The sequence below is a fragment of the Amycolatopsis sacchari genome, from assembly GCF_900114035.1.
GTDB classification, from domain to species: domain Bacteria; phylum Actinomycetota; class Actinomycetes; order Mycobacteriales; family Pseudonocardiaceae; genus Amycolatopsis_E; species Amycolatopsis_E sacchari.
Genome location: NZ_FORP01000015.1, coordinates 132,770 through 150,649, shown reverse-complemented (window position 1 = coordinate 150,649; position 17,880 = coordinate 132,770). Strand labels below are relative to the sequence as shown.

Below are 17,880 nucleotides of genomic sequence, written 5' to 3'. Positions count from 1 at the left end.
CTCGTACTGTGTGGGATCCCGCGAAGTACCTCGACTACGCTGACCTGCGCGGACGCCCGTTCTTCGACCTGCTGTCCCGGGTTGGCGCCGAGTCGCCGCGCCGGGTGGTCGACCTCGGATGCGGCCCGGGAAACCTGACGCTCGCGCTGTCGTCCCGCTGGCCTTCGGCGGTGGTCGAAGCCGTGGACAGCTCGCCGGAAATGGTGGCGGCGGCCCGCTCGGCGGGTGTCGCGGCCGAGGTGCTGGACGTGCACGACTGGAAACCGGCGCCGGACACGGATGTCGTGGTGACGAACGCGGTGCTGCAGTGGGTGCCGGGGCATCAGGGGTTGCTGCGACGGTGGGTGGAGGAGCTGCCGTCGGGTGCCTGGCTGGCGATGCAGGTGCCGGGCAACTTCGACTCCCCGTCACACGTGCTGGCACGCGAGCTGGCGGCGGAGCGGGGCGTGTCGTTGCGTGGCCTCGAAGCGGTCGCCACGCCCGTCGAGTACGCCACCCTGTTCGCCGATGCGGGTTGCCAGGTGGACGTCTGGGAGACGACGTACGTCCAGCGCCTGGCGGGGGAGAACGCGGTGCTGGAGTGGATCACCGGAACGGCCCTGCGCCCCGTGAAGGCGGCGTTGTCGGAAGCCGACTGGCAGCAGTTCCGCGCGGATTTGGCGCCCCGCTTGGCGTCGGCGTACCCGGTGCGGGAGGACGGCTCGGTGTGGTTCCCGTTCCGCCGGGTGTTCGCCGTGGCGCGGGTTTAGCGGGGGCGTTCGCGAAAGGCGCCGGCTGAGGCGGCGAAGATCGAGAGCCGGCGGTGCGTTACGGGATGCGGCGTCGGGAGTCGGGCCACTCGGCGTCGTTCCAGCTCACCGGCGAGGCGCCGACCGGCTCGAATCGGATAGCCGGATCGTCGCTCTGCACGAGCCCCATCAGACGTCGGCCGAACAATGCCGCGACGCGCGAATGCGTGGCGATGATATCGAGCACGGCCTGGGCTGTCTGGCCGCAATGGTCTGTGAATTTGTCATAACCGGCGAACACGAGCGCGAGGCCGGTGGTTTCCGGAGCCCAGCCGTAGTCCTGGGCGACCACGTCCTGCATGGCGTCGTGCAGAGCAGCCAGGTTGTGCCCGTAGTAGTCCGGGAACGCGGGTGTCTGCGCGATGGCTCGGTGGAAATCTGCTTCGGTCGTCCAGCGGGCGGCGTCGAGGCGGGTGACCTGGTAGCCGTGGGCTTGGAGCCAAGCGATCGCCTCGTCGAGGACCTCCCGGCGCCAGAACAGCGTGATCGGAGTGTTGATCAGCAGCCGGAAGTCGACTTCCTGGTTCAGGTCCGCCTGCGGGTCGAATGGCGCCATGGCAGGAAAGTAGCTGTCGGGTGTTGTGGGGGATGAAGCCGGTCCGCTCCGGGATGCCGGCCTACTCGTGGCGCGTCGCGGCTTCGAGCCGTTGTTCCAGGCGTGGAACGGGGAGTGGCTGGACCCGAGCGATGTCATCCACCGCATCCAGGAAGCTTTCGCGGAGGTCGGCTACCGGTGGGTTACGTCACACGTCTTCGGTAAGACAGTTGGCTTGGTCCTGGACGAAGCGGACCTGCCGCTGAGCGCGATCGCCGACCAGCTCGGCCACACCCAGAAGGTGGCTGACAAGCACTACCGCAAGCGCAGGGTAGCCAACGACGCCTCGGCTGAGGCCTTGGAGCGGATGTTCGACGAGGAGCCCGCGCGATGACGAAAGTGGCGGGTTTCTGGCGGTTCCGGCCTGCGGAGTTCCGGAAACGAAAGAAGCCCAGGTGCTTGACCTGGGCTTTTGCTCCCCCGGTTGGACTCGAACCAACAACCCTTCGGTTAACAGCCGAATGCTCTGCCAATTGAGCTACAGGGGAACGCTCACCGCCGGTCCGGATCGCTCCGGGCCAACGGGGACAAACTTTAGCGCACCCCCGATCGCGCTCTGCAAGCACCCCCGGCATGGGGTGGCGGGCTGGGGGACAATGGCGGGAACGACCCGGACAACGGTGAGGAGGCGGAGACGTGAAGGTTTTCCTGCTCGGGGCGGCCGTCGGGTACGTGCTCGGCGCGAAGGCGGGCCGCGCCCGTTACGACCAGATCGTGCGCACGTACCGTAAGGTCGCCGACCACCCGATGGTGCAGGGCGCGGCGGGTGTCGCGCGGGCGAAGGTCGGCGAGAAGGTGGGGGACAAGGTGCCGTTCTTCCGGGCCGCAGGGCGCGACGGGCATCGGGTGAACGACTCCTCCGTCGCGCGGGGCTGATGGGATCTGGTCCGCGGCTTCGTGACGCGGGGCTGACGGGATTCGGTCCGAAACCCCTCGGGCAGCGAAAAACCGGCCCGGAGCGCTTGTGATGCGGGGCTGACAACCCGAACCTGAGCCGTGGCGCGGGGCGATGGCTAGACCCACTCGACGCCGGCGCCGGAACCCGTGGAAGGACCTAATCGAACATCCCGAACCCCGGCCGCCCACCAGGGCGAGCCGGGGTTTCTCGACACTACCTTGCTAGCATGCTAACCTCCTAGTGTGGCCGCCGAGGAAGTGAAGCAGTTCAACGTCTACCTGCCGCTCAGCCTGATCAAGCAGGTCAAGCACCACGCGATCGAGGAGGGGCTTTCCCTCTCCGCGCTGGTGGCGGACGCGTTGCGCGCCTACCTCGACGGTGCATCCGGGCAGCGATCGGCCGACGACGGGAGTTGACATGTCCACTGAGGGGATCCACGCGGTGTTCCTCGAGACCCACAACTGGGGCAAGGCCGCGAAGTTCTTCCAGTCACTGGGTTACGAGCTCGAGTTCGCCACCGACCACAACTCGGGGCAGCTCCGGAACGGCACCGGGCCCGCCGTCTTCATCGCCGAGGTGCCGGAAACCCAGGAGACCCGCACGCGCCTGGTGCTGAAGGTGGCCGACGAGGCGGAATTCCAGCCCGGGCCCGGCGTCGAGGTCGTGGAACCCTTCGCCGGCACCCACTACGGCACCCGCGAAGCCGTCGTCCGCGATCCTGACGGGCGGCTCTGGACCCTGCAGGCCTGACGTGACCGCCGAGAACACCGCCGCCCGCGTCGCCCTGTGGCGGGCGCTGCACGTGCTCCTCGACGAACCGCCGCACGTCCTCGAGGACGTCGTCGGGCTGCGGTTGCTCGCGCCCGGCGACGGCTGGCGCGAACGGCCCGACATGGATCCCGTCACCACCAGCGGTTTCCGCGCAGCCATCGTCGCGCGGGCGCGGTTCGTCGAGGACCTCGTGGCCGAGCAGGCCGATCGCGGCGTGGACCAGTACGTCGTCCTCGGCGCGGGCCTCGACACCTTCGCCCAGCGCCGGCCCGACCTCGTGCGGATCTTCGAGGTCGACCAGCCCGGTCCGCAGGAGTGGAAACGCGGGCGGCTAGCCGAACTCGGCTACCGCGTGCCCACGCTCGTGCCGGTCGACTTCGAGGCCGACCCGTGGGAGGACAGGCTGATCGCGGCCGGCTTCGACCCCGGCCGCCCGGCGGTCATCGCCTCCAACGGCGTCAGCATGTACCTCACCAGAGACGCCACCGCGGCCACCCTCCGCCGCATCGCCACCTTCGCGCCGGGCACCACATTGGTCATGACGTTCCTGCTGCCCCCCGACCTGCTCGACGAGGCCGCCCGCACCGGACTGGAGAGGTCCGCGCGCGGGGCACGAGCGGCGGGCACACCGTTCCTGAGCTTCTACCGTCCCGAGGAAATCCTTGCGCTGGCCGGAGAAGCGGGGTTCCGGACGGTACGGCACGTACCGGGCAGCTCCCTCGCTGACCGCTACTTCGCGGACCGGACCGACGGCCTGCGCCCGTCCGCGGGCGAGGACGTGCTGGTCGCCACGGTCGACTAGCGCACCAGCACGACCTTCCCCCGCAGCCCGCCCTGTTCCACGAGGGAGTGCGCCTTCGCGGCCTCCGGCATCGGGACCGCCTCGGCCACCGGGAGCCGGAACCGGCCTTCCTCCGCCAACGCGGCCGCCGCCGTGAGACCGTGCTCTCCCGAAGGCTGGCCCGCGAGCGCGCCGAGGGTGACGTGGACGCCGCGATCCGCGCCGCCCAGGTCCGTGACCGTGACGACGGCGGCGGGGTCGCCCGTCAGCGCGACCAGTTCCGCCAGTGAACCTCCGATGTGCAATGCGCGGTCAGCCATAGCAACGCGTTCGGGCAGACCCGGACCGTAGGGCACGAACTCGGCGCCGAGCGACGTGACGAAATCGGCGTGGTCAGGGCGGGCGGCGCCGATCACCCGGGCACCGCGGGCGCGCGCGAGTTGCACCGCCGTGCTGCCGACCCCGCCTGCCGCGCTGTCGACGAGCACGACCATCCCCGGCCGCACGTCGAGCACGTCGAGCGCCCGCGTCGCGGTCTCGACGCTCGTGGCCGCGCCGCCCGCCTCCGGCCAGGACAGCGCCCGCGGCTTCCCAGCCCAGAACCGCAGCACCGCGAACTCCGCGTTCGCGCCCCCGAGACGGGAGAGATCCACGGCGCCGAAAACCTCGTCGCCCACGGACACCCCGGTCACACCCGGGCCGACTTCATCGACGGTGCCCGCGGCGTCCACGCCGGGAACGTGGGGCAACGGTGGCCGCGACTGGGAGCGCCCGGCACGCAAAGCCGTGTCCACAGGGGAAACCCCGGTGGCCTCGACGCGGATCCGCACCTGGCCGGGACCGGCGTGGGGTTCGGGGAAGGGACCGAAGGTGAGCACCCCGGGCGGGCCGAATCGGTCGAACTGAACAGCGAACATGCCCGTACCGTAGGAGCGGGCAGCACGCACAGCGGGGAAGTGAGAGAGCGGCAGGGGCACGGTGACTCGGAAAGCGCGGGCGGACGCGGCCTACAACCGCGAGCACATCGTCGAGGTGGCGCGGAAGGCGTTCGCCGAGGAAGGCCTGGACCTGCCGGTGCGGGAGATCGCCCGCCGGGCCGGCCTGGCCGCCGCCACGGTGCACCGGCACTTCCCCTCGCGCGCCGACCTCGTGACCGCCGTGCTCACCGGGCAGGTGGACCGGTGCGTGGCGGAGATGGCGGCCGCGATGGCCGATCCCGACCCCGGACGGGCCTTGCGGTGGACGGTCCTGCGGTTCGCCGAGCACCAGCTCAGCGACCGCGGGCTCACCGAGGCGCTGCTGGGCGGCCACCCGGCCGGTGCGCCGTTCGCGCCGTACCGGCAGGTGCAGAGCCGGAGCCTGCACCGGCTGGTCGAGCGCGCCCGCCGGGCCGGGGCGATCCGCGAGCACGTCTCGGTCGAGGACGTCCGGACCGGACTGCTCGCGATCGCCTCGTTCCGCACCCTCCCGGCCCGCCAGGCCAGGCCCGCCGTGACGCGGCTGGCGAACCTGGTGCTGGCCGGGATCATCGCGTGAACCCTCAGCCCGCCAGCTGCCGCACCCGGCGGCGGACGCCGAACCACCCGCCGACCAGCACGAGCGCCAGCACCGGCAGGCTGTAGATGAGGATCCGGCCCGTCGCCCCGTTGAACCAGCTCATCGCCAGCACCAGCAGCAGGAAGCCGAGCGTGACGTAGTTCGTGTAGGGCGCGCCGGGCAGTCGGTAGGAAGGCCGTTCCAGCTCGCCGCGCTTCGCCTTGCGCGTGAGGGCCAGGTGGCAGATCACGATCATCGACCACATGCCGATGATGCCCAGCGCGGAGAACTCCAGCGCCACCTCGAACGCCGACTCCGGCACGACCAGGTTCAGCACCACGCCGAGCGCGTAGACCACCGCGGTCAGCAGCACCCCGCCGTACGGGACCCCGCTGCGGCTCATCCGCGCGGTGAACTTCGGCGCGGACCCGGCGACCGCCAGCGAGCGCAGGATCCGGCCCGTCGAGTACAGGCCTGAGTTCACACTGGACAGTGCCGCCGTCAGCACGATCAGGTCCATGATCGCGCCCGCCGCCGGCACGCCCAGCTTGCCGAAGAACGTCACGAACGGGCTTTCGCCGCTCTTGTAGGCGGTCCACGGCAGCAGCATCACCAGCAGCACCACCGAACCCACGTAGAACACGGCGATCCGCCACGCCACCGAGTTGACCGCCTTCGGGATGATCTTGCGCGGCTCGGCGGTCTCGCCCGCGGTCACGCCGACCATCTCCACCCCGGAGTAGGCGAACACGACGCCCTGCAGGATCAGCAGCGCGGGCAGCAGCCCGGTCGGGAAGACCCCGCCGTGGTCGAACACCAGGCTCGGCCCCGTCACGACGCCGTCCACGGGGTGCCTGCTCACCAGCACCACGATGCCCACCACCATGAACACCACGAGCGCGAGCACCTTGATCGCGGCGAACCAGAACTCCAGCTCCCCGAACAGCTTCACCGACACCAGGTTCACCGCGAGGATCAGGCACAACGCGATGAGCGCGGGGATCCACTGCTGCAGGTCGGGCCAGAAGAACTGGGTGTACTTCGCGACGGCGGTGACGTCCGCGACACCCGCGGTCGCCCAGTTCAGGAAGTACATCCAGCCCGCGAAGAACGCCGCCTTCTCGCCGAGGAACTCCCGCGAGTACGAGACGAACGAACCCGACGAAGGCCGGTGCATGACCAGCTCTCCCATGGCGCGCACCACGAAGAACGCGAAGACGCCGGCCACCGCGTACACGACGGCGAGCGCCGGGCCGGAGCTGTGCAGGCGTGACCCGGCGCCGAGGAACAGGCCGGTGCCGATGGCGCCGCCGATCGCGATCATCTGCACCTGGCGGCTCTTGAGGCCCTGGTGGTATCCGACGTCCTCGGCGGCGAGCCGGTCCGGGGCGCCGGTGGGAAGTTGAGTGACCATGGACAGCCATGCTGTGCGCGCCGTCACCCGTGTTACAACGCCCTTGAGCAGGACTTGAGGTCGAGTTGATCGCCGCTTGAGCGGCACGCCATAGTGGAGTCCGGCGGACGAGGAGGGCCGGTCGGTGCGCTTTCTGCTGGTGGAGGACGACGGGCGGGTGGCCACCGCCGTCCGGTCGGCGCTGCACAGGCGCGGCGTCGACGTCGAGTGGGCCGCGACGGGGCTGGAGGCCAAGGCGAAGTACCCGCAGGCGGACGTCGTGCTGCTCGACCTCGGGCTGCCGGACATGGACGGGATCGAGCTGTGCGAGGCGATCCGCCGCGGCAGTGACGCGGCGATCATCGTGGTTTCCGCGCGGGGTCAGGTGGACGACCGGATCACGGGCCTGCGCGCGGGCGCCGACGACTACCTCGTCAAACCCTTCCACGTGGACGAACTGCTCGCGCGGGCACAGGCGGTGCTGCGCCGCCGTGCCGCGCCCCCGCCGGCGCCGCGGCCGCGTCCGCTGCACGCCGGGGACCTCCGCATCGACCCCGCCCGCTTCGAGGTGAGCGCGCAGGGCAAGCCGATCGCCTTGTCCCGCAAGGAGTTCCTGCTGCTCTACACGATCGCGGCCGCGGCGGGCGACGTGTGCACGCGGCAGTCGCTGATCACCGAGATCTGGGGTGAGCCGTGGCCCGGCGCGAACCGGACGCTCGACGTGCACGTCGCGACGCTGCGGACCAAACTGGACCGCCCCGGGCTCATCGAGACGGTGCGTGGTGTGGGGTACCGCCTCGGCCGGCCCGCCGGGTGAGCCGTGCGTTCCCGGTTGCTGCCCGTCGTCGGAGTCCTCGTGGTGCTCGTGCTGCTGGGGCTCGGGGTGCCGCTCGCGCTGAGCCTGTCGGGAAGCGCTTACCAGCAGCTGTCCCTCGACCGCCTCACGCTCACCGCGCGGCTGGCGTCGTTGGGGCAGCGCGCGTTGCTCGACGGCACGGAAGGGGAGCTGGCCGCGACGCTCGACCGGTACCGCGAGGTCTACGGCTTCACCGCCGCGCTCGTCGACCAGGACGGCCGGCCTCGCGCGCAGACGGCCGACCCGGTGGCGCTGACCGAACCGCCGGTGCGGGAGGGGGTGAACGCGGCGTTGTCCGGCCGGGAACCGTTGCCCTCGGGCACTTTCTGGCCGTGGCAGACCGGACCACTTGTGCTCGCCGAACCCGTGCTGGTCGACGGCGAGGTGCGGGGCGCGGTGGTCACGGTGTCGCCCGTGGACGGGCTGCGTGGGCACGTGCTGTTCCTGTGGGCGCTGGTCGCGGCGGGCGGGCTGGCCGCGCTCGCGCTGGCGGTGTTGTTGTCCCTGCCGGTCGTGCGCTGGATCCTGCGGCCCGTCGACCGGCTGGAACGTTCGGCGGAACAGATGGTGGCGACGGCCACCGCCGGTGCGCCGTACGTACCCGTGGCGGAGGAGAGCGGGCCGCCCGAGTTGCGGAGGTTGGCGCGGTCCTTCGACGAGATGGCGACGACGGTCAGCGAAGTGCTTGCGGCACAACGTGCTTTCGTCGCGGACGCCTCCCACCAGCTGCGGAACCCGCTCACCGCGCTGTATGTGCGACTGACCAGTTTGGACGGTGCTGTCAGTGAAGACGCCGCTGACGACTACGCCGCGAGTGTGGAGGAAGCCCGGCGTCTGAACGATGTTCTGGAGGAACTGCTCACCCTCGCGAAAACAGAGGCGAGTGCCGCGACTCCGGTGCCGACGGACATCACCGCTGCGCTTGAAGACCGCGTCGACGCGTGGCACGCCGTCGCCGCGTCGCGGGACATCGAGTTGCTCGCCGAGATCGAGCCGGGCCTGGTGGCGGTCGCGGTGCCGCGGGCGATCGAAACCGTGCTGGATGCCTTGCTGGACAACGCGGTCAAGTTCACCGCGGGGAGTGGGTCCACTGTGGAATTGACGGCCCGTCGCGAGGGGGAACGGGTCGTGCTGGCGGTGCGGGACACCGGGCCGGGGCTGGCGCCGGAGGAACTCGCGCGTGCCACGGACCGGTTCTGGCGCAGTCCGCGGCACCAGAACGTGACGGGTTCCGGGCTCGGGCTGGCGATCGTGCACCGCGTCGTCGCGAAGTCCGGCGGGCACGTGCGGCTGGACCTGCCCGCGGGCGGCGGGCTGCGCGTGACCGTCGAGTTCCCCGCTCAGCCCGCGTAGTGCGCGGAACGGTAGTAGGCGAGCGCGCCGGGGTGGAGGGGAACGGGCACGGTCTCGATCGCGGAGCGGAGGTCCAGTGAGCGGGCGGACGGGTTCGCCGCGGCCAGATGGGCCTGCGCGTCGAAGATGCCCTGCGCGAGGCCGTGGGCGACCTCGTCGGGCATCCGGTCGGTGACGAGGAGGAAGTTCGGCAGCAGCACGGTGGTGACGGGCGCGGGCAGGCCGTAGCTGGACGCGGGCAGCGTGACCAGGCCGTACTCCGGGTGGCGCGCGGTCAGTGCGGGGAAGACGCCGGACAGGTCGAGCAGCCGGATCGGCGTGTGTTTCGCCAGGTCGGCCACCTGCTCGGTCGGCACGCCGCCGGACCAGAAGAACGCGTCGATCTCGCCGCGCGCCAGCGCCGCCGCCGCGTCGCCCACCGGCAGGCGGGCGCGCTGCACGTCGAGCCCGGCGGCGTCGAGCAGCCGGTCGGCGACCAGCTGCACGCCGGAATCCGGTGGGCCCACGGAGACGCGTCGCTCGCGGAGGTCTGCCAGGCGTGTGACCGGGCCGGCGGCGGGGACGACGACCTGGATGTAGTCGTCATGCATCCGCGCCAGCGCCCGCAACCGGTCGCCGCCCGGCTGCCGCACGCGGTCGGAGGCGGCGTCCGCCGCCGAGAAGCCGATGTCGGCGTGGCCCGCGAGCAGGCGGTCGAGGTTCTCCACGGAGCCGGCGCTGGTGAGCACGGTCGGCGCGGGGATGCCCAGTTTCGTGGCCCACGCGCGGGACAGCGCGACGCCGAGCTGGTGGTAGACGGCGCCCGCGCTGCCCGTGGTCAGGGTGAGCGCGACGGGCGGGAAATCGGCGCCGCAGCCGGTCAGCGCGCCCGCGAGCAGGCCGCCCAGCACGAGACGGCGGGTCACGTGACGGTCCACCCGGCCTCCGGCTCCTTCGTCGAATTTCCCGCGAGCATAAAGGATGTCCCGATAGGTGGGCGGATTGTCTTTGATTTCCGGTTGCCGGTCCGGGAAGATGGGCGGCGCACCGACCTGGGGGGAGGTAGCAGTGGCCACGAGCACGCGCGTCGCCGTCGTCGGGGCCGGGCCCGCCGGGCTGGCGGTGGCGAACATCCTGTCCCGCAAGGGGATCGACTGCGTCCTGCTGGAGGAGCAGAGCCGCGGCTACATCGAGCAGCGGCCGCGCGCGGGGTTCATCGAGGAGTGGGCGGTGCGCGGGCTGGAGCAGCACGGGCTCGCCGACCGGCTGCTGGGCAGCGCGCCCCGGCACGGCGGGTTCGAGTTCCGGTTCGAGGGCGCGCGCCACCCGTTCGACTACGCGGAGCTGACCGGTCAGCACCACTTCGTGTACCCGCAGCAACTACTGGTGACCGATCTCGTCGCCCAGTACGTCGATGGGGGCGGTGAGGTGGCGTTCGGCGTGCAGGACGTGACCCTGCACGGGATCGAGTCCGAGCGGCCCGCCGTCGAGTACCGCGACGGGGCGGGCGAGCGGCGTCTGGAGTGCGACTTCGTCGCGGGTTGTGACGGGGCGCAGGGGGTGACGAGGACGTACGTGGGCGGCCGGGTGCTGCGGCACGACTACGGCATCGGCTGGCTGGCGCTGCTCGCGGAGGCGCCGCCGAGCGCGGACGGGGTGGTGTTCGGCATCCACCCGCGCGGTTTCGCGGCACACATGGCGCGCACGCCGACGGTCACGCGGTTCTACCTGCAGTGCCCGCCCGGCGACGACGAGGACAACTGGCCGCACGAGCGCGTGTGGGCCGAGCTGCACGAGCGCCTCGGCGTGCCGGGCGGGGCGATCGCGGAGGGGCCGCTGATCGAGAAACGCGTGCTGGACATGCACAACTACGTCACCGAGCCGATGGCGCGGGGCAGGCTGTTCCTGGCGGGGGAGTCGGCGCACCTCGTCGCGCCGATCGCGGCGAAAGGTCTGAACCTCGCACTGCACGACGCGTTCCACCTGACCGACGCGATCGAGGCGCACTACTCCGGGGACGACGGCCCGCTGGCGCGGTACACGGAGACGTGCCTGGCGCGGGTGTGGCAGTACCAGGAGTTTTCGCAGTGGCTGTCGGACATCTTCCACAGCTCCACGACCGACCCGCCGCCGGACCCGTTCCGCGCCCGCCTCGCCCAGGCCCGGCTGCGGCGCCTGCTGGGTTCGCGCGCGGCGGCCGCGGCGTTCGCCGAGATCTACCTGGGCAAGGCGGCGGATTTCTGAGGCGGTTCCCTGGGGCGCGGGCCGCGATACTCCGCGTCCGGCCGTGGGCTTCTGAGGGTGCTGTCGTGGAGCGGGAGCCGTGGCAAGACGGTGTCGAGGCCGCCCCGCAAACCCCGCCAACTCGGGTCCGCTGGGATCGGAAGATCCGCGTTCGCCGTTGTGGGCGGTAGTCTCCCTTCCGGAACGGGAGGAGGGGCATGGTCCTGCGCATCGGCATCCTCGGTGCGGCCGCGATCGCGCCCGCGGCCGTCGTGCGGCCGGCGCGGCACGTGGCCGACGTCGAGGTCACCGCGATAGCCGCCCGGGACGTCGCGCGGGCGCGGCGGTTCGCCGGGAAGCACGGCATCCGCCACGTGCACCGCGACTACGAGAGCCTGCTCGCCGACCCCGAGATCGACGCCGTCTACCTGCCCCTGCCCAACGGCCTGCACGGCCGCTGGACACTCGCCGCGATCGAGGCCGGCAAGCACGTCCTGTGCGAGAAGCCGTTCACCGCCAACGCCGAGGAGGCGGAGGCCGTCGCGGCGGCCGCCCGAGCCAGCGGGCTCGTCGTGGTGGAGGCCTTCCACTACCGCCACCACGCGCTGATCCGGCGCATGCTCGAGCTCCTGCCCGAACTCGGCGACATCCGCCGCATCGACACCTGGATGTCCTTCCCGCTGCTGCCCCGCGGCGACATCCGCTGGAACCTCGGCCTCGCGGGCGGTGCGACCATGGACGCCGGCTGCTACGCGATCCACCTCCTGCGCACGCTCGCCGGGGCGGAACCCGAGGTGCTCAGCGCCCAGGCGAAGCTGCGGTTCCCCGGCGTCGACCGGTCGATGCGCGCCGAATTCGCCTTCCCGGACGGCCGGACGGGCTCGATCGCCGTCTCCCTGCTTTCGCGTGTCAGCCTCGGTGCCCGCGTGACCGGCTCCCTCGGCGAGATGCGCGTGTTCAACCCGTTCATGCCGCAGTTCGCCTACCGCCTCAAGGTCCGCGGACGCAGGGTGCGCGTGCCACGGCAGCCCGGCACGTACGAGGCGCAGCTGCGGGCGTTCGCCGGAGCCGTGCTGCGCGGCGAGCCCTTCCCGACCGGGCTCGACGACGCGATCGCGAACATGCGGGTCATCGACGCCTGTTACGCCGCGGCCGGCCTTCCCCGCCGGGAGCCGACCACGCGATGAAGGCCTTTGTCGTCACCGCGCCCGGCGAAGCGGGCGTGGCGGAGGTGGACCCGCCCGTCGCCGCGCCGGGCGAGGTCGTCGTCGACGTCGCGCGCGTCGGCGTCTGCGGCACCGACGTCGAGTTCTTCACCGGCGAGATGCAGTACCTCCACGACGGGCACGCCCACTTCCCCCTGCGGCTCGGGCACGAGTGGTCCGGGACGGTGACCGCCGTCGGCGATGGCGTGTCTTCGGAGTGGCTCGGCCGGCGGGTCACCGGTGACACGATGCTCGGCTGCGGCCAGTGCCGCCGCTGCCGCACCGGCGCACAGCACGTCTGCGAGTTCCGCGACGAGATCGGCATCCGCGGCGGGCGGGCGGGTGCGCTGGCCGAACAGCTCGCCGTGCCGGTCACCGCGTTGCACGCCCTGCCGGACGCGGTCGACTTCGTGCAGGGCGCGCTCGTCGAACCAGGTGGCAACGCGCTGCGTGCCGTGCGCGGGGCGGCGCTCGCGCCCGGCGACCGCGTGCTGATCCTCGGTCCCGGCACGATCGGTCTGCTGGCCGCGATGTTCGCGCGGGCCGCCGGTGCCGAGGTGCACCTGCTCGCACTGCCCGGCACCGAGGATTTCCCGCGCTCACTGGGGTTCGAGCACGTCTGGACGGCGGAAACCGTGCCCTCGCTGCCGTTCGACGCCGTGATCGACACGTCCAACTCGCCGGAACTGCCCGCGAAGGCCGTGGAACTGGTCGAACCCGGGAAACGCGTCGTCTACATCGGACTCGCCGGGCGGCCCAGCCTGCTGGACACGCGGGCGCTGGCGCTCAAGGACGTCACGGCCGTCGGCGTGCTCAGCGGTTCGCCGGGCCTGGCCGGGACGATCGAACACTACGCTTCGGGCGCGGTCGACCCGCGTCCGCTGGTCGCCGGGACGGTCGGGCTCGACCGGGTGGCGGAAGTACTGGCCGGGGCCCATATCGGCGCCGGCCCGAAGATCCACGTCGACCCACACGAGGGGGAGTGAATGACCACAGCGGCCATCGTGGGCACGGGCATGATCGCGGGGGTGCACCGGCGGGCGGTGCTCCTGAACGGCGGCACCGTCGCCGGGGTGCTCGGCTCGCGGCCGGAGCGGTCGGAGGCGGTCGCGGCGGAATGGGGAGTAAGCGCTTTCCGCACCTACCAGGAGGTGCTCGAGTCCGATGTGGACGTCGTGCACATCTGCTCCCCCAACGGGACCCACCACGACTACGCCATCGCGGCGCTGGAGGCAGGCAAGCACGTCGTGTGCGAGAAGCCGCTGGGCATGAGCGTCGCGGAAGCCGAGCGCATGGCGGACAAGGCACGCGAGTCCGGGCTCGTGGCCACGGTGCCGTTCGTGTACCGGTTCCACCCCGTCGTCCGGGAGATCAGGGCGCGCCGCATCGCGGGCGAGTTCGGCGAGTGGAACCTGTTGCACGGCAGCTACCTGCAGGACTGGCTGCTGTCGCCCGGCGCCGCGAACTGGCGCGTGGACCCCGTCGCGGGCGGCCGGTCGCGGGCGTTCGCCGACGTCGGTTCGCACTGGTGCGACCTCGTGGAGTGGGTGAGCGGCGAGCGGCTGGCCGAGCTGACCGCCGCCACGTCCATCGCCTACCCCGAGCGGCCCAGCGGTTCGGTGCCCGCGTTCGACCGGAGTGCGACGAACCTCCCGCTCACACCGGTCAGCACCGAGGACAGCGCGCTGCTGCTGTTCCGCACGGAACGCGGGGTCCTCGGCAGCGCCACGATTTCGCAGGTCGCCGCGGGCCGCAAGAACCGGCTGTGGTTCGAGCTTGACGGGTCGCTCGGCAGCGCGGCCTTCGACCAGGAGCAGCCGGAGCAGGCGTGGCTCGGCGGTGAGCGCGGGGCGCAGATCATCGTGCGTGACCCGGCGGCGCCGTACCCGGACTCGGCGCGGCTGTCGTCCCTGCCGGCCGGGCACGCGCAGGGGTACGCCCAGTGCTTCGAGAGCTTTGTCGCGGACACGTATGCGGCGATCCGCGGCGAAAAGCCGGAGGGGCTGCCGACGTTCGCCGACGGGCTGCGGTCGGCCCGGATCGTGGAGGCCGTGCTCGCCTCGGCCGAAAGCCGCCGGTGGGAGACGGTGTAGATGGGCAAGCGCATCGTCATCTGCTGCGACGGCACGTGGAACACGCTGCAGCAGCGGGCGCCGACGAACGTCGTGAAGGTCGCGCAGGCTGTCGCGCAGCGGGACGACCAGCTCGTCTTCTACCACGAGGGCGTCGGCACGCGGCCGTTCGAGCGCGTGCTCGGCGGCGCGTTCCGGTTCGGGCTCTCGCGCAACGTCCGTGCGGCGTACCGGTTCCTCGTCGAGCACTACGAGCCGGGCGACGAGCTGTTCTTCTTCGGGTTCAGCCGCGGTGCGTACACCGCCCGCAGCACCGTGGGTTTCGTGCGCAACTGCGGAATCCTGCGCCGCGAGGAGATCGGCCGCATCGACGAGGCGTACCGGCTCTACCGGGACCGGAGTCCGAGCACCCACCCGGCGGGTGACCAGGCGAGGGAGTTCCGGCGGGCCTACGCGTGCGAGGACGTGACACCCGTGCGCTTCATCGGCGTCTGGGACACCGTCGGCGCGCTGGGCATCCCGATCAGCGGGTTCCGGCTGGTCAACCTCGTCAACCGGCGCTGGCAGTTCCACGACACGAAGCTGACGAGCACCGTCGCGGCCGCGTTCCAGGCACTGGCGATCGACGAGCGGCGCGGCCCGTTCCGCCCGGCGATCTGGGCACCGGACGGGGCGCCGCGGCAGCGGCGGGAGCAGACGTGGTTCCCGGGCTGCCATTCCGACGTCGGCGGTGGCTACCCGGAGCCGTGCCTCGCACAGTTGAGTCTACTGTGGATGGTCGAGCGCGCGGAGAGCTGTGGGCTGGTCTTCACGCCGGGTGCCATCCCCACGCGGCCCGAGGCGCGGGAAGCCCCCGCGCACGACTCGCGGACGTTCTTCTACAAACTGCTGCGGCCCTACGTGCGGCAGCTCGGCGTGACCGACCCGGCGAAGGAGGACGTGGCGGCGGAAGCGGTGGCGCGGATGGAATCCGACCCCGCGTACCGGCCGGAGAACCTGGTGGACTTCCTGCGGCGGAGGGACTGAGCGTGGCGGTGCGGCAGGAGGTGCGCGGCCGGGTCCTGGTCGTGCGCATCGAACGCGAGGAGAAACGCAACGCGATCGACGTGGACACCGCGCTCGGCATCGACGAAGCGCTCAACCGCCTCGACGACGAGCCGGACCTGTGGGTCGGCGTGCTCACCGGCACGCGCACGGTGTTCTCGGCGGGCACGGATCTCAAGGCGGGTCTGGACTTCCGCACCGAGCGTGGTGGCGAGTACGGCGTGATCCGGCGGCAGCGGGAGAAACCGCTCGTGGCCGCGGTCGAGGGCATCGCGTTCGGCGGTGGGTTCGAGATCGCGCTCGCCTGCGACCTCGTCGTCGCGTCGACCGCGGCCCGCTTCGCGCTGCCGGAAACCCTGCGTGGTCTGGTGCCGACGAGTGGTGCGCTGTTCCGGGCCGTCCGGGCGCTGCCGCCGCACGTGGCGAAGGAGCTGTTGATCACGGGTGCGGAGCTGAGCGGGGAGCGGGCGCACCACTTCGGGCTCGTCAACCGCCTCACCGAACCCGGGCACGCGCTGGAGGGCGCACTCGCCGTCGCCGAGGAGATCTGCTCGTCGTCTCCCGTGGCCGTGCGGGCGGTGCTCGGCGCCGTGGCCGCCCAGCTGGCGGACGACGACCGCCGCGGCTGGGCGGAAACCGAGCGCGCGGTCGAGTCGATCCGCGGCTCGGCGGACCGGCACGAGGGCATCGCCGCGTTCTTCGAGCGGCGCCCGCCCCGGTGGTCGGGGCGCTAACCCTCGACGCGCCGTTTCAGGGCGTGGTTCATCGCGACGAAACCGTCCTCGGTGTGGTCCAGCACCCGGCGCAGGAACGGCACCAGCAGACCGCGCATCTCCTCCCGCTGGCGCAGCCGCGTGCCCGCGCCGTCCGGCTCCAGCACGAACTCGTGCCGTCCCGCGAGCAGGACCGGGATCCGGCCGAGCCACACCAGGCGCCGTCCCGGTTCGGCGGCCAGCACGACCGGGCGGTGCGTGCGCCGGAGCTCACCGGGCGGCTCGATGTCCAGCGTGAGCGTGCTGCCGTTGACCGCCTCTCCCTCACCTCGCCGGATGAACGGGTTCCACTCCTCGTAGCGGGCGAAGTCGGTGAGCACCGCCCAGATGGCTTCCGGTGGTGCACCGATCGTGATCGTCGTATCGAGGATCCGCATGCCCGGTCACGCTAGTGGCCGGAACGGGATTCCGGTGCGGAACGACCACGGTCCGCCCGCGCACTCCCACACGTCCACGCCGGTGCCGATCGCGTCCCACGGCTCGAAGAGCTCCGCCAGCACGGCCAGCGCGTGCCGCGCTTCCTCGGGGGAGGCGTCGTCGAGGACGCGTACGTGCGGCCGCAGCGGGCGGTCGTCCTCGGCGCTGAGCCACGGGCGCCACCGCTGCCGCAACCGCTCGTGCAGCCGGTCGAGCCGGGGCGCGCGGATCCGCAGCGCGACGCCCGTGCTCAGCGGGCGCACCCCGTCCACCCGCAGCGAAAACGGCGGGATGGCCGCCGCCTTCCGCAGGTCCGCCAGCACGGTTTCCCCGTGCTCGCCGGGCAGGGCGCCGAACAGGACCAGGTGCGCCCCCACGACGAGCCGCCCCGGGCGGCACCAGCGTTCCCGCAGCGCGTCCCACGCCGCCTGGGTCGGATCGTCGACGGCGAGGGTGAGCACGAGAGGCGGCACCAGATCAGTATCGGTTTGCCAGAGTTACTCGGCTGAGTTAATTTGTACTCATGCAAGTAGAAGTGGACCTCCAGCCGGAACTCGGGCTCAGCGTCACCGAAGCGGCCCGGCGCGCGCAGCTGGTGTCGGCCACCATCTCGGCGATCGCCGACCTCGGGTACCGGAAGACCACCTTCGCGCGCATCAAGGAGCGCGCCGGGCTGAGCAGCACCCGGATCATCGGCTACCACTTCGGGAACAAGGCCGGGCTGATGCAGGCGGTGGTCACCACCGTGCTGGGCATGAAGGAGAAGTTCCTCCAGGAGAAGGCGGGCGGGACCACCGACAGGGCCGAAATGCTGCGCGCGCACATCGAGACCGAGGTCGCGTTCCTGCGCGACTTCCCCGAATGCGTGCGGGTGCTGCGCGAGGTCGTGGCCAACGCCGACGACCCGGACGGCTGGCGGATGGCCGGGCCGATGCTCAAGGACTTCCAGACCGGGCAGTTCGAGCGGCTCCTGCGGCAGGGGCAGCGGGAGGGCGCGTTCGGCGAGTTCGCCCCCGCGGTGATGGCCAGGACGATCACCAGCGCGATCGACGGCGCGGCCGAGGCGTACGCGGCGGAGGAGTCGCTGGACCTCGACGCGTACGCGGCGGAGCTCGTGACCACGTTCGTGCGCGCGACGGCGCCGCGCTGACCTGCATGCTTTCCCCGCGGTAACCAGCTGGCCTTGCGGGTAACCA

General features: G+C 71.7%; 22 protein-coding genes and 1 tRNA gene. 16 read left to right on the top strand and 7 right to left on the bottom strand.

Annotated features, from left to right (window positions below):
- Positions 1-8 precede the first annotated feature (8 nt).
- Positions 9-749 (top strand): trans-aconitate 2-methyltransferase, encoded by a 741-nt coding sequence (locus BMZ92_RS23780; protein ID WP_091511553.1) that lies wholly within the window; start codon positions 9-11, stop codon positions 747-749.
- 58 nt (positions 750-807) lie between these two features.
- On the opposite strand, the gene BMZ92_RS23775 is transcribed toward BMZ92_RS23780, so the two are convergent.
- Complete coding sequence (locus tag BMZ92_RS23775) at positions 808-1,344, bottom strand: barstar family protein (protein ID WP_091511551.1); 537 nt, start codon at positions 1,342-1,344, stop codon at positions 808-810.
- A 25-nt stretch (positions 1,345-1,369) separates the two neighbouring features.
- On the opposite strand from BMZ92_RS23775, the gene BMZ92_RS23770 reads away from it, so the two are divergent.
- The gene (locus BMZ92_RS23770; protein WP_091511550.1) at positions 1,370-1,717 is read left to right on the top strand and encodes a hypothetical protein; all 348 of its coding nucleotides are present in this window, start codon (positions 1,370-1,372) and stop codon (positions 1,715-1,717) included.
- A gap of 81 nt (positions 1,718-1,798) precedes the next feature.
- Here the strand turns inward: BMZ92_RS23770 and BMZ92_RS23765 are convergent.
- Positions 1,799-1,871, bottom strand: a tRNA-Asn gene (locus tag BMZ92_RS23765).
- Between the two features lie 148 nt (positions 1,872-2,019).
- Between BMZ92_RS23765 and BMZ92_RS23760 the strand changes: the two genes are divergently transcribed.
- The 4 genes from BMZ92_RS23760 to BMZ92_RS23745 all read left to right on the top strand — a co-directional run bounded on the left by BMZ92_RS23760 (position 2,020) and on the right by BMZ92_RS23745 (position 3,854).
- The gene (locus BMZ92_RS23760) at positions 2,020-2,259 is read left to right on the top strand and encodes a hypothetical protein (protein WP_091511547.1); all 240 of its coding nucleotides are present in this window, start codon (positions 2,020-2,022) and stop codon (positions 2,257-2,259) included.
- 264 nt (positions 2,260-2,523) lie between these two features.
- On the top strand, positions 2,524-2,697 hold the full coding sequence (locus tag BMZ92_RS23755; protein ID WP_091511545.1) for a ribbon-helix-helix domain-containing protein: 174 nt from the start codon (positions 2,524-2,526) through the stop codon (positions 2,695-2,697).
- A gap of 1 nt (position 2,698) precedes the next feature.
- Positions 2,699-3,031, top strand: a complete 333-nt coding sequence (locus tag BMZ92_RS23750; protein WP_091511543.1) for a VOC family protein — start codon at positions 2,699-2,701, stop codon at positions 3,029-3,031.
- 1 nt (position 3,032) lies between these two features.
- A complete protein-coding gene (locus tag BMZ92_RS23745) occupies positions 3,033-3,854 on the top strand; it encodes a class I SAM-dependent methyltransferase (RefSeq protein ID WP_091511541.1) in 822 nt (273 codons plus the stop codon).
- On the opposite strand, the gene BMZ92_RS23740 is transcribed toward BMZ92_RS23745, so the two are convergent.
- Complete coding sequence (locus BMZ92_RS23740; RefSeq protein ID WP_091511538.1) at positions 3,851-4,750, bottom strand: NADP-dependent oxidoreductase; 900 nt, start codon at positions 4,748-4,750, stop codon at positions 3,851-3,853. The two genes, BMZ92_RS23745 and BMZ92_RS23740, sit on opposite strands and share 4 nt — an antisense overlap.
- A 61-nt stretch (positions 4,751-4,811) precedes the next feature.
- On the opposite strand from BMZ92_RS23740, the gene BMZ92_RS23735 reads away from it, so the two are divergent.
- The gene (locus BMZ92_RS23735) at positions 4,812-5,369 is read left to right on the top strand and encodes a TetR/AcrR family transcriptional regulator (RefSeq protein ID WP_091511536.1); all 558 of its coding nucleotides are present in this window, start codon (positions 4,812-4,814) and stop codon (positions 5,367-5,369) included.
- A gap of 4 nt (positions 5,370-5,373) precedes the next feature.
- On the opposite strand, the gene BMZ92_RS23730 is transcribed toward BMZ92_RS23735, so the two are convergent.
- Positions 5,374-6,783, bottom strand: a complete 1,410-nt coding sequence (locus tag BMZ92_RS23730; RefSeq protein ID WP_091511533.1) for an amino acid permease — start codon at positions 6,781-6,783, stop codon at positions 5,374-5,376.
- Positions 6,784-6,907: 124 nt separating this feature from the next.
- Between BMZ92_RS23730 and BMZ92_RS23725 the strand changes: the two genes are divergently transcribed.
- Both BMZ92_RS23725 and BMZ92_RS23720 read left to right on the top strand, forming a co-directional pair.
- A complete protein-coding gene (locus BMZ92_RS23725) occupies positions 6,908-7,579 on the top strand; it encodes a response regulator transcription factor (protein WP_091511531.1) in 672 nt (223 codons plus the stop codon).
- 3 nt (positions 7,580-7,582) lie between these two features.
- The gene (locus tag BMZ92_RS23720) at positions 7,583-8,971 is read left to right on the top strand and encodes a sensor histidine kinase (RefSeq protein ID WP_091511529.1); all 1,389 of its coding nucleotides are present in this window, start codon (positions 7,583-7,585) and stop codon (positions 8,969-8,971) included.
- On the opposite strand, the gene BMZ92_RS23715 is transcribed toward BMZ92_RS23720, so the two are convergent.
- Positions 8,959-9,888: a TAXI family TRAP transporter solute-binding subunit gene (locus BMZ92_RS23715; protein ID WP_245783212.1), complete on the bottom strand. Its 930-nt coding sequence runs from the start codon at positions 9,886-9,888 to the stop codon at positions 8,959-8,961. The two genes, BMZ92_RS23720 and BMZ92_RS23715, sit on opposite strands and share 13 nt — an antisense overlap.
- Before the next feature lie 130 nt (positions 9,889-10,018).
- Between BMZ92_RS23715 and BMZ92_RS23710 the strand changes: the two genes are divergently transcribed.
- The 6 genes from BMZ92_RS23710 to BMZ92_RS23685 all read left to right on the top strand — a co-directional run bounded on the left by BMZ92_RS23710 (position 10,019) and on the right by BMZ92_RS23685 (position 16,228).
- Entirely contained in the window at positions 10,019-11,194 is a 1,176-nt protein-coding gene (locus BMZ92_RS23710) for a 4-hydroxybenzoate 3-monooxygenase (protein WP_245783211.1), read from the top strand.
- 197 nt (positions 11,195-11,391) lie between these two features.
- Positions 11,392-12,360 (top strand): Gfo/Idh/MocA family protein, encoded by a 969-nt coding sequence (locus BMZ92_RS23705; RefSeq protein WP_091511522.1) that lies wholly within the window; start codon positions 11,392-11,394, stop codon positions 12,358-12,360.
- Positions 12,357-13,364: a zinc-dependent alcohol dehydrogenase gene (locus tag BMZ92_RS23700; protein WP_091511519.1), complete on the top strand. Its 1,008-nt coding sequence runs from the start codon at positions 12,357-12,359 to the stop codon at positions 13,362-13,364. Before BMZ92_RS23705 ends, BMZ92_RS23700 begins: the two co-directional genes overlap by 4 nt.
- On the top strand, positions 13,365-14,471 hold the full coding sequence (locus tag BMZ92_RS23695) for a Gfo/Idh/MocA family protein (RefSeq protein WP_091511517.1): 1,107 nt from the start codon (positions 13,365-13,367) through the stop codon (positions 14,469-14,471).
- Positions 14,472-15,476 (top strand): DUF2235 domain-containing protein, encoded by a 1,005-nt coding sequence (locus BMZ92_RS23690; RefSeq protein WP_091511515.1) that lies wholly within the window; start codon positions 14,472-14,474, stop codon positions 15,474-15,476. It abuts the gene before it with no gap.
- A gap of 2 nt (positions 15,477-15,478) precedes the next feature.
- Positions 15,479-16,228 (top strand): enoyl-CoA hydratase-related protein, encoded by a 750-nt coding sequence (locus BMZ92_RS23685; protein WP_245783210.1) that lies wholly within the window; start codon positions 15,479-15,481, stop codon positions 16,226-16,228.
- On the opposite strand, the gene BMZ92_RS23680 is transcribed toward BMZ92_RS23685, so the two are convergent.
- Positions 16,225-16,644 (bottom strand): SRPBCC domain-containing protein, encoded by a 420-nt coding sequence (locus BMZ92_RS23680; protein WP_091511512.1) that lies wholly within the window; start codon positions 16,642-16,644, stop codon positions 16,225-16,227. The two genes, BMZ92_RS23685 and BMZ92_RS23680, sit on opposite strands and share 4 nt — an antisense overlap.
- A 6-nt stretch (positions 16,645-16,650) precedes the next feature.
- Positions 16,651-17,157 (bottom strand): 2'-5' RNA ligase family protein, encoded by a 507-nt coding sequence (locus BMZ92_RS23675; RefSeq protein WP_177228843.1) that lies wholly within the window; start codon positions 17,155-17,157, stop codon positions 16,651-16,653.
- 50 nt (positions 17,158-17,207) lie between these two features.
- On the opposite strand from BMZ92_RS23675, the gene BMZ92_RS23670 reads away from it, so the two are divergent.
- Positions 17,208-17,834: a TetR/AcrR family transcriptional regulator gene (locus BMZ92_RS23670; RefSeq protein WP_091511508.1), complete on the top strand. Its 627-nt coding sequence runs from the start codon at positions 17,208-17,210 to the stop codon at positions 17,832-17,834.
- Positions 17,835-17,880: the final 46 nt, after the last annotated feature.

Excerpts from the sequence above, each read along its gene's own strand:
- BMZ92_RS23705 (WP_091511522.1), top strand. The coding sequence starts at position 11,392 with ATGGTCCTGCGCATCGGCATCCTCGGTGCGGCCGCGATCGCGCCCGCG.
- BMZ92_RS23750 (WP_091511543.1), top strand. The coding sequence starts at position 2,699 with ATGTCCACTGAGGGGATCCACGCGGTGTTCCTCGAGACCCACAACTGG.
- BMZ92_RS23695 (WP_091511517.1), top strand. The coding sequence starts at position 13,365 with ATGACCACAGCGGCCATCGTGGGCACGGGCATGATCGCGGGGGTGCAC.
- BMZ92_RS23670 (WP_091511508.1), top strand. The coding sequence starts at position 17,208 with ATGCAAGTAGAAGTGGACCTCCAGCCGGAACTCGGGCTCAGCGTCACC.
- BMZ92_RS23680 (WP_091511512.1), bottom strand. The coding sequence starts at position 16,644 with ATGCGGATCCTCGATACGACGATCACGATCGGTGCACCACCGGAAGCC.
- BMZ92_RS23775 (WP_091511551.1), bottom strand. The coding sequence starts at position 1,344 with ATGGCGCCATTCGACCCGCAGGCGGACCTGAACCAGGAAGTCGACTTC.
- BMZ92_RS23740 (WP_091511538.1), bottom strand. The coding sequence starts at position 4,750 with ATGTTCGCTGTTCAGTTCGACCGATTCGGCCCGCCCGGGGTGCTCACC.
- BMZ92_RS23690 (WP_091511515.1), top strand. The coding sequence starts at position 14,472 with ATGGGCAAGCGCATCGTCATCTGCTGCGACGGCACGTGGAACACGCTG.
- BMZ92_RS23700 (WP_091511519.1), top strand. The coding sequence starts at position 12,357 with ATGAAGGCCTTTGTCGTCACCGCGCCCGGCGAAGCGGGCGTGGCGGAG.
- BMZ92_RS23730 (WP_091511533.1), bottom strand. The coding sequence starts at position 6,783 with ATGGTCACTCAACTTCCCACCGGCGCCCCGGACCGGCTCGCCGCCGAG.